Source organism: Shewanella sp. KJ2020 (assembly GCF_024197625.1).
Taxonomy (GTDB): Bacteria; Pseudomonadota; Gammaproteobacteria; order Enterobacterales; family Shewanellaceae; genus Shewanella.
On the sequence record NZ_JAKUKD010000009.1, the window covers coordinates 1 to 9,614 of the forward strand.

Annotated in this window: 5 protein-coding genes and 1 pseudogene; 3 read left to right on the top strand and 3 right to left on the bottom strand. The window is 46.6% G+C overall.

Going from position 1 to position 9,614, the window contains the following annotated elements:
• Nucleotides 1–131: 131 nt before the first annotated feature.
• A pseudogene (locus MJO46_RS05540) lies at nt 132–561 on the bottom strand (GNAT family N-acetyltransferase).
• 812 nt (nt 562–1,373) lie between these two features.
• The gene (locus MJO46_RS05545) at nt 1,374–3,026 is read right to left on the bottom strand and encodes a dipeptidase (RefSeq protein ID WP_253988465.1); all 1,653 of its coding nucleotides are present in this window, start codon (nt 3,024–3,026) and stop codon (nt 1,374–1,376) included.
• A gap of 272 nt (nt 3,027–3,298) precedes the next feature.
• On the opposite strand from MJO46_RS05545, the gene MJO46_RS05550 reads away from it, so the two are divergent.
• Nucleotides 3,299–5,512 (top strand): M3 family metallopeptidase, encoded by a 2,214-nt coding sequence (locus MJO46_RS05550; protein WP_253988466.1) that lies wholly within the window; start codon nt 3,299–3,301, stop codon nt 5,510–5,512.
• Nucleotides 5,513–5,605: 93 nt separating this feature from the next.
• On the opposite strand, the gene htpX is transcribed toward MJO46_RS05550, so the two are convergent.
• A complete protein-coding gene (gene htpX / locus MJO46_RS05555; protein WP_253988467.1) occupies nt 5,606–6,469 on the bottom strand; it encodes a protease HtpX in 864 nt (287 codons plus the stop codon).
• A 317-nt stretch (nt 6,470–6,786) separates the two neighbouring features.
• On the opposite strand from htpX, the gene pepE reads away from it, so the two are divergent.
• Both pepE and MJO46_RS05565 read left to right on the top strand, forming a co-directional pair.
• Nucleotides 6,787–7,497, top strand: a complete 711-nt coding sequence (gene pepE, locus MJO46_RS05560; RefSeq protein ID WP_253988468.1) for a dipeptidase PepE — start codon at nt 6,787–6,789, stop codon at nt 7,495–7,497.
• Nucleotides 7,498–7,816: 319 nt separating this feature from the next.
• Nucleotides 7,817–9,412, top strand: a complete 1,596-nt coding sequence (locus MJO46_RS05565) for a glucan biosynthesis protein G (protein WP_253988469.1) — start codon at nt 7,817–7,819, stop codon at nt 9,410–9,412.
• Nucleotides 9,413–9,614: the final 202 nt, after the last annotated feature.

Sequence of the window (9,614 nt, forward strand, 5' to 3'; positions counted from 1 at the left end):
AATAAGACCTTCGCCAGTACACATTCTCAATCCGCTATTTGCATAATAAAGTGTCAACAACCAGCATCGGGCTTGTTCAACACTTGGGATAAGGTCGCGGCTACGCGCGGCCTATCCTTATTTGTTAGAGCTCACAGCTTGATGACTGCCAACATATCTTCACCCTCTTCATCCAGCCCCACTTCCTGAAAGCCAAAACTTGAATAAAAATTTTTGGCCACTGGGTTTTCAGGGTCATAGCAAATTTCTATTTCTTTTACTTTGTCACTGGCTTTGATTTCATTGAGCGCCAAATTTAGTGCAACTCTGCCAATACCAGATTGTTGATAGCGTTGATCCACCATAAAGCGCCAGATAGAAACTTTTTCAGGCGTTTCAGATACCCACATGAAAAAACCGACAGGCTTATCGTTCTGATAGATAGCTCTGCAGGTATGCCCTTGGCAGTAATGTGATTCAACCAATATTGCTCGCAACATATTCCTGTTGCTCATCCGTGACATCTAAGTCACATACGTCTTCATAATTTGAACTTGTAATCTCTTCCAATGTGATACTCATCACTTTCCTTAGCTCTAACATTTTTATTAGTGCGCATGCGCGTTTACCTCATTAGGCCAGTAAAAACGCGCATCATTAACTGCTTGTATTGCAAAGAACTTATCAGCTTTTTATCTAATACACCATCCGGAAAAACGCGCATGCGCGTTTTCCAAACCTATTAACTAAAATTCAGTTACTATATTCACCTGATTTTATAGAGTTTTATTTATTTCAGATAGAATTAGTGCGCACTGTTGTTGTCTTAGAACCATACAAAAAATACCTAAATTTAAATATGACTGTATACCCATGCATTGTTAGACGATTTCTGATAAGGCCAAACATAGGCAAATAGATAAGAATTTGTATGGCAGTAGGAGTGGGAATTTTCGATTGAGCTAACGGGCCGAAACTTGTAATGGGGCAACAGCTTTTTAGGGCAGACTTCGAAATTGAGAACTTACCTAAGATTGGCATTGTTGCAACTGTGACCGTTGGCGACATGGTTGCTCATTCACATCCATGTGATCGCAACATTCGTAAATCCATATACAGCAGATGTCGCCGTCGAGCCCTCAGGGACGCTTCTTGTTAAATGCAAGGGCGGCGAGTCACAGGGGAAACAATAACAATTCATCCAGCACAACTGACGATATAACTCACTAGCTTTGAGCCTTTCTGCCTTTGAGTATTTAGAGTTGAAATGGCGGAAATCTAAGATTTAACCGCCATTGTTCTATTAACCCTTAATGCTTAGCTTAATACTTGATACAGACTTTATTGCTACCCAATACTTTTGTGCCATCCCAAAATCACTTTCACAAAGAGCGCTATTTCACCGCCGATAGTTCGATAAACGCTGTGGTATACATTTTTAGGTTCAGCATAAATTGCTTATGGGTGATGAACTCTTTTTCGGTATGGCCCGTGTATTCCACGCCAGGCATGGCGGGGCCAAAACTTAAGGCATTGGGGAAGAGTTTACTGTTGGTTGAGCCGCCAATCGCAACGGGTTTAGGGTCAGCTATGCCAGTAAAGTGGGCAAATACATCGAGTAGAGTTTGTTGCTGCGGCGCATCCTTCATCACCATAGGCTCGCCCCAATAACTTTCGATATCAGCAAGTTGCACTTGGTGTTTAGCCTGCCACAAGGTTAAGGCTTCATTGGCTTGCTTAGCGAGCAGCTCTGGCGTTTTGCCGACAGGACGACGCAAATTAATGGTCACCTCTGTGCCCTTCTGCGTTTGCATAACCACAGTTGGGGCTAAAGTCAGCGGTCCCATAAAATCATCTTTATAGGCTAAATCACCAAACTGCTCGGCGTAAATGCCTAATCCCACCAGCTCATTCATGGCGGCAAGGGTTAAAGAAGCGGTCGTTTTTGGCCAAGAGTGCACTTCAAGTAGGGCCGCTAGATGAGTTACAGCGTTGACACCATCTTCCGGCGTCGAGGAGTGAGCCGCCTTGCCATCGGCAAAAATATGTACATCACATTGGCTGTTGGCGCAGCTATGTTCGAAGCGATACGTCATCCCCTGTTGATGCGTGGCGCGGTCCTGTAATTTGGATAATAACTCAGGGGTTACGGCTTTAATTTCCGCCTCAGCCTGCTGCGGTATTTGGCTGGCAAAATAGCCGCCAGAGAAAGCCATTAACGTGGGCGCTTGAGTTGAAGCCTCTGATTTAGCTTCTATATTAGCGATCGTAATATTAGGCACAGTAAAGCTAATCTTACTCCAGCCTTTTTCGGCGGTAACCACGGGATATTCGGCATCGATAGTAATGTTCATATCTGCGGGCGTGTAGCTGGTTAAAAAGGTTTTCAGCGGTTCCCAGTCGGACTCTTCGGCTAAATATACTAAAAGTTCGATACGCCTATCGCGCATAATTTGCTGATCTTTAATCGCCTTCATCGCATACATGGCGGTGACAATCGCGCCCTTGTCATCCTCAGTGCCGCGGCCAATCAGTTTGCCAGGTTCAGATTGGGTATCGAGTAAATAAGGGCTTTGCGCCCACAATGCGGGATTGGCTGGCTGCACATCGCCGTGGGTGACTATGCCTAACTTTTTAGGTTCATTGCTTACAGCCGAATTGGCATCTAGGCCAATCAACACCACGTAACCATGGTCGGCATAATCTAGCCCGAGAGCTTCGCTCAGTTGCTTCAAACTCGCCTTAAAATCCACAAAAGCGGGATTAGTATCAGGAGTCTGCCCCGCTACCGCCTCGGTATTAAAACTCACTAACTGAGCTAAGCTTTGCACCATAGCCGTATCGTATTGAGTGACCGCATAATCGGCGACCTTGAGCGCATTTGCACTAAGTGACGGCACCTTAGTTTGAACGGCTTGGGCTTGAACGGCCTTGATTTGAACGGCTTGGGAGGCAACACTTTGACTCGACACAAAAAGTGCAGCAGCTAACACGGAATAAGAAAAAGCTCTGCTGCAATTGGCATAATTAAAAAGAGGCAGATCCATTAGGGGTCCTATTTATTATTTGAGAAATTTAGGAACGTACAATAAACAACCTAAAGCCTTAGCGTCATATCAGACTTAAAGGCATCGCCAAGTTTGCCATAGTTCTTTGCGTAAAAGTCTGCTACTCAATATTTGTTACAAACAAAATACAAAATCGATGGAACCCCTCGTTCGTTACATGTAAAACAGACAACTTAACATCCATTTAAGGGTTATTGGCTATCTGCCATTGAAACCTCCATCACCACCATAGACAAAACGGGAAACCAATAATGAAGGGACTAATACTCAAACCACAAGCCCTCAAACCGCGCGCAGCTAATCTCACCTTCAGTGCAATCGCACTCGCTTTGGCCTTAGGCGGTTGCAGCGCCCAGCAAAGTGATACGGCTGTGCAAGCTATCGCGGCGCCGAATGTCATGTCGGCACAGATCATTAGCGAGAATGCCAGCAATCCATTCTTCAAACCCTATGATACTTTTATGGAAATTCCGGCCTTCGACAAAATTAAGCCTGAGCATTTCCTCCCAGCATTTAAAGAGGGGATCGCCCAGCAGCACGAAGAAATTCAGGCCATTGTCGATAATAAAGATAAGCCCACCTTCGCCAATACCATTGAAGCCATGGAGTTTTCTGGCGATCTCATCACCCGCGTTTCTAACGTTTTCTTTAACCTAACGGGCGCCGATACTACACCTGCATTGCAAGCCATTTCGAAAGAAGTGTCGCCCATGCTATCGTCCGCCGAAGACGATATTCTGCTTAACGATAAACTGTTTCAGCGCGTTAAAACCGTTTACGATGCCAAAGGCAGTCTAGGGCTCAATACGGCGCAGGCCAAATTGTTGGAAGATACCTATAAAGCCTTTACCCGCGGCGGCGCTAACTTAAGCGAGCAGGATAAGACTAAGCTGCGTGCACTCAATGAGGAAATCGGTAAACTGAATTTAGCCTTCGGTGACAACCTACTCGCCGAAACCAATGCCTTTGAACTCGTAATAGACTCCAAAGACGATCTGTCCGGTTTACCCGAAGATGTAATTGCCACCGCCACCCAAACCGCGACCAAACGCGGCCATGAAGGCAAATGGGTATTTACGACCTCACGCCCTTCCATCACGCCGTTTTTAACCTACGCCGATAATCGTGAGTTACGTGAAAAGCTCTACAAAGGGTATATCGAGCGCGGCAACAATAATAACGCCAACGATAACAAGATTATCCTCGCTAAGATTGCCGCCCTGCGTGCCGAGCGCGCCCAGTTGATGGGTTACAAAACCCATGCGGACTTTGTCCTCGAAGAACGCACCGCCAAGACGCCAGAGAATGTCTACGGTTTACTGAATAAAGTATGGCCAGCGGCACTCGCCCAAGCCAAAGCGGAAGTGGCGGATATGCAAGCCCTGATCGACAGCCAAGGGGGCAAGTTTACCCTGCAAGCCTGGGACTGGGATTACTACGCCGACAAAATTCGAGTGGCTAAGTACAGCTTTAACGAGCAACAGACCCGCCCGTATTTCTCCCTCGACAGCACATTAAAGGGCGTGTTCTACACGGCTAACCGTCTATACGGCCTGACCTTTAAAGAACGTACCGACTTACCTAAATACCATCCAGAGGTCCGCACCTTCGAAGTTTACGATAAAGACGGCAAGTTAATGGCCATCTTTATGGGTGATTATTTCGCCCGCGATAGCAAACGTGGCGGCGCTTGGATGAACTCCTACCGCAAGCAATACAATATGAACGGTGTTGATTCTAAACCTATTATTGTTAACGTACTCAACTACCCTCGCCCAGTGGGTGATGAACCCGCACTGCTGACCTTCGACGAAGCCAGCACACTCTTCCACGAATTTGGTCATGCCCTGCACGGCATGTTATCGAAGGTGGAATACCGTTCACAGGGCGGCACCGCAGTGCCACGTGACTATGTGGAATTTCCCTCACAGGTGAACGAAAACTGGATGACTCAGCCAGAAGTGCTGGCGCAATTCGCCAAACACTACAAAACCGGCGAAGTGATCCCGCAGGAATTGGTGAAGAAAATCCAAGCGGCCAGCAAGTTCAATCAAGGTTTTGCCACGGTTGAATATGTGGCGGCGACCAAACTCGACCTAGACTGGCACACACTGACGGATACCACTCCCAAGGATGCCGCTCAATTTGAGGCCGATTCATTAGCGGCGATGGGATTAATTAAGGAAATCAGCCCACGCTATCGCAGCACTTACTTCTCGCATATTTTTGCGGGCGGCTATTCTGCTGGCTACTACAGCTACCTCTGGTCGGATATTTTAGGGGCGGATGCCTTCGAAGCCTTTAAAGAAAATGGGATTTTCGACAAGGCCACTGCGGATTCCTTCCGTAACAATATCCTGTCAAAGGGCGGAAGCGATGATCCTATGTTGATGTATAAAAACTTCCGCGGTAAGGAAGCAGGCATAGAGCCGCTGTTACGTAGTCGCGGTTTATTGGCGGATTAAAGCGCGAGGCTAAGCGATTATCCATAGCATAAAAAAATGCCGTCCCATTTGGGACGGCATTTTAGTTAATCGCTAGGAATTAACAGCCTAAGATTAACGGGCTTGCAATGCTGCAATACGTTTTTCCAGTGGAGGATGACTCATCATCATCTCCGCCATTGAGCGCTTGCCATTGATACCAAAAGCCGACATCTGAGCAGGCATCGCCGTGCTTTCTGGGCCATGACGTAAACGCTCCAGCGCAGCAATCATCTTATGTTTGCCGGCTAAACGCGCAGCACCTTCATCGGCACGATACTCACGAATACGTGAGAAGTAAGCAACGATGATAGAAGCCAAAATACCGAACAACATATCCAGCACAAAGACAACGGCCATATAAGCAAACATGCCTAGACCTTCACCTTCCTCATCATTGCTGGAAACGAAGTTGTTAATAATCCCTGCAACAACACGGGCGGCGAAGATAACGAAGGTATTCACTACACCGTGGATCAAGGTTAAGGTCACCATATCGCCATTGGCAACGTGGCTCACTTCGTGGGCTAATACGCCCTCGATTTCATCTTGGCTCATGCCATAGAGTAGACCCGTGCTCACGGCCACTAGCGAGTTGTCTCGGCTTGGGCCAGTTGCAAAGGCATTCATTTCTGGTGATTGATAAATGGCCACTTCTGGCATTTTAATCCCAGCTTGCTGCGCTTGACGGGCAACAGTGTCAACGAGCCAACGTTCTGTGCTGTCACGTGGCGTGGTGATCACCTCACAACCCATGGCTTTTTTCGCCATCCATTTGGAAATGGCTAAGCTGATAAAGGCCCCGCCGAATCCAAAAATCGCCGCGAATACCAAGAGTCCACCCATGGTCGACGTATTCACGCCGAGAATAGACATCACAATTGAGGCTACCAGCAACACGGCTAGGTTAGTCGCAATTAATAAAAAAATACGCTTCATTTCAGCTCCTTTAGGGCAATAATTGCCATTTAACTTTGCTCAAAGACATAATATGTCCAAATAATCGAAATTCAAGTGATAAATGTAAAGAGTTTTTCTATTGGGCTATTTTTCGCTTATGTAGACTTTCTCTTATTCAGACTCTCTCTTATTCAGGCACAGTCTCTCATGGCTCGTGAGTCTAGGGACAGTAGATTAATCGAAACTTAAATCTAGGCGCTGTCGGCGTTGCACACTGATTCCTGTGGATTTCTGTATGTTTATCGTGATTAATCTTTGTTAACATACGGACACTCCCCGAGATTTCAGGATAAAAAATGACAATCAATGCCTTACTACTGAGCAGTTCTCGTGTCGGTGACACTCCTTACCTTAACCATGCCATTCGCTTTATTAAGCCACTGACGGAAAAAGCCCAAAAGTGGATCTTTATCCCCTACGCGGGGATCAGCATGGGCTATGACACTTATTTAGCCTCAGTCGTCGCCGGTTTGAGTGAGCTGCAACTCGATATCAGTAGCATCCACCAACACAGCGATCCCCGCAAAGCGATCAAAGATGCCGATGGGATTATGGTGGGGGGTGGCAATACGTTCCACCTTCTACACGAGCTTTACAAATACGATCTGGTGCAGCTTATTCGTGAAGAAGTCGCCCAAGGCAAACCTTACATTGGTTGGAGCGCAGGTGCTAACGTAGCAGGTTTAAGCATTAGAACCACTAATGATATGCCGATTATTGAGCCACCTTCATTCACCGCATTAAATATTGTGCCTTTTCAACTCAATCCACATTATTCCAATTACCGTGCACCCGGTCATAATGGGGAAACCCGTGCCCAACGCTTATTCGAATTCACTCGTGTCGATCCCTTAACCCCCGTTATCGGCATTGTCGAAGGCAGCGCACTCTGGCGTCAGGGGGATACACTCTCACTCTTAGGTGACAATCCTGCCTATTTGTTCTGTGGCGAACAGCAGGAAATTCCCATCCCCCTTGGGAGCGATTTATCCCATTTACTCAAATAAGATCGACTAAACGCTTTATACAAAACAAGCGTGCTAGGCTTAAAAACCAAGGGAATGTTGTGAGCGCAGAGTTTGTATCCATGCTTAACGTTAATGTTATGCATGGGCTAAAAACTAAGAAAAGGCTTGCGCCACTCGCATATCTGCACTAATTTCGTTAGCGATCAGTTTGATATACAAAGTGAAACTGATCGCCATTCCAAGTAGAAGATCCCATTAATGGCAAATTTGCCAGATAAGTCATTTATCGTTGAGGATTAAAGTGATTAAAAAATGCTGCATTGGCATTCAAAGATCATAAAAGTGAGGAGTTTCCATTTTGCGACCGCATTTAACATTCAACCGTCCAAGCCACAATCCCGCTTTTACAGCAAAGCAACCAGGTCACACATACAAACGCTTGCTAGGCACAGCTTTCGCTTGTTTTATCGGCGCCCATAGCCTGAGCCCAGCCCTAGCCACGACCCCAGATGACGCTAAAAAAGCCCAAACATTCTCCCAAGCGACCGTTATCAGTCTCGCCCAACAGCTGGCTCAAACACCCTTTAAAGAGGCGAGAAAAGCACCTAAGGAATTGATTGATTTGGATTATGCCACCTATGGCAAAATTAATTATCAAGAAAATGCCGCCATTTGGGGCGGCACGCCCACCAAGTTTTCCGTGCAGCTATTTGCTCCGGGTTTTTTATATAAAAACCTCGTCGATATCGATGTGGTCGAAAATAGCCACGCTTACCCCCTTGAGTTAACAGAAGCTTCCTTTGATGTACCCAGTGATGCCATTGAGAAACTGCTGACCCAGGTGGGCCAATATGCGGGCATACGTCTCCACTACCCGATTAATGACGATGATGTCAAAGATGAATTCATCATGTTTCAAGGTGCTAGCTATTTTCGAGCCCTATCTAAAGGCCAAACCTACGGTTTATCCAACCGCGGCCTAGCCATTGATGTTGCCCAACCTAAGGGGGAAGAATATCCCTTATTTAAGCGCTTTTGGGTTGAACGACCCTCAAAATATCAAACCGCCATCGTGGTTCATGCCCTCTTAGACAGCCAAAGTGTAACGGGTGCCTATCGTTTTGGGATTTACCCCGGCTCGCCAACCCGGGTTGAAGTGAATGTCACGCTTTTCCCTCGCCGCGATATTGCCCATGTGGGACTCGCGCCGCTAACCTCAATGTTTTTATACGGTAGTGTAGATACGCCGGACAAACCCGATTATCGTCCTGCGGTACATAACTCCGAGGGGCTACAAATCGATCGCGGCAATGGCGAACGCCTATGGCGCCCATTAAACAACCCCAATAAATTACAGATCAGTGCCTTTGGTGACGAAGACATTAAAGGCTTTGGTTTGATCCAACGCCATCGCAACTTCAATGACTATCAAGATCTCGAGTCGAATTACCACCTGCGTCCTTCTGCTTGGATAGAGCCGCTCAACGATTGGGGAAAAGGTCAGCTGGTACTGCTTGAAATTCCATCGAATGCCGAAACTAACGATAATATAGTGACCTATTGGGAACCCCTTGGTGGACTAAAAAAGGATCAGTCCTACCATTATTCCTATCGCATTACCGCCGCGAATGACAGTCCAAATGCCGCATCTAAGGCGCGCATTGTCCGTAGCTCAAAGGGACAAAAACTGGCAAAAGGTAAAGAGCTGCAAATCGATTACAGCAATATCAAAGCGCAGGACTTAGATAAAATGGTGATTGATGCCAGCATTAGCAAAGGCAAAATCCTATCGACTCGCATTGTCCCCCACCCTGATATCAATGGCGCCCGAGTATTCGTCACCTTCGATCCTGAAAGCACCAATCTGACCGAACTGCGTATACAGCTGAAAAAGGATAACAAACCACTCGCAGCCACATGGCTGTATCGCTGGAATAGTGACGATTGGCCCTAGTTAAACATCTGCCATAATTCATCGTATTGCTGATATGACAAGCTAAAGATCGACAGGAAACAAAAAGCCAGCATTTGCCTGTCTCTCATACACAAATCCCTGAACAATGCTCAGGGATTTTTTTTGAACTCATTCCCCGCATTGTGATCAGATCGTCTAGGGCTAAATATTCGAGGCGATTATGATGAAGATGATGGATCCA

Bases quoted from the DNA above. Each gene is read 5' to 3' on its own strand.
- MJO46_RS05550 (WP_253988466.1), top strand. From the start codon at position 3,299: ATGAAGGGACTAATACTCAAACCACAAGCCCTCAAACCGCGCGCAGCT.
- pepE (WP_253988468.1), top strand. From the start codon at position 6,787: ATGACAATCAATGCCTTACTACTGAGCAGTTCTCGTGTCGGTGACACT.
- MJO46_RS05545 (WP_253988465.1), bottom strand. From the start codon at position 3,026: ATGGATCTGCCTCTTTTTAATTATGCCAATTGCAGCAGAGCTTTTTCT.
- htpX (WP_253988467.1), bottom strand. From the start codon at position 6,469: ATGAAGCGTATTTTTTTATTAATTGCGACTAACCTAGCCGTGTTGCTG.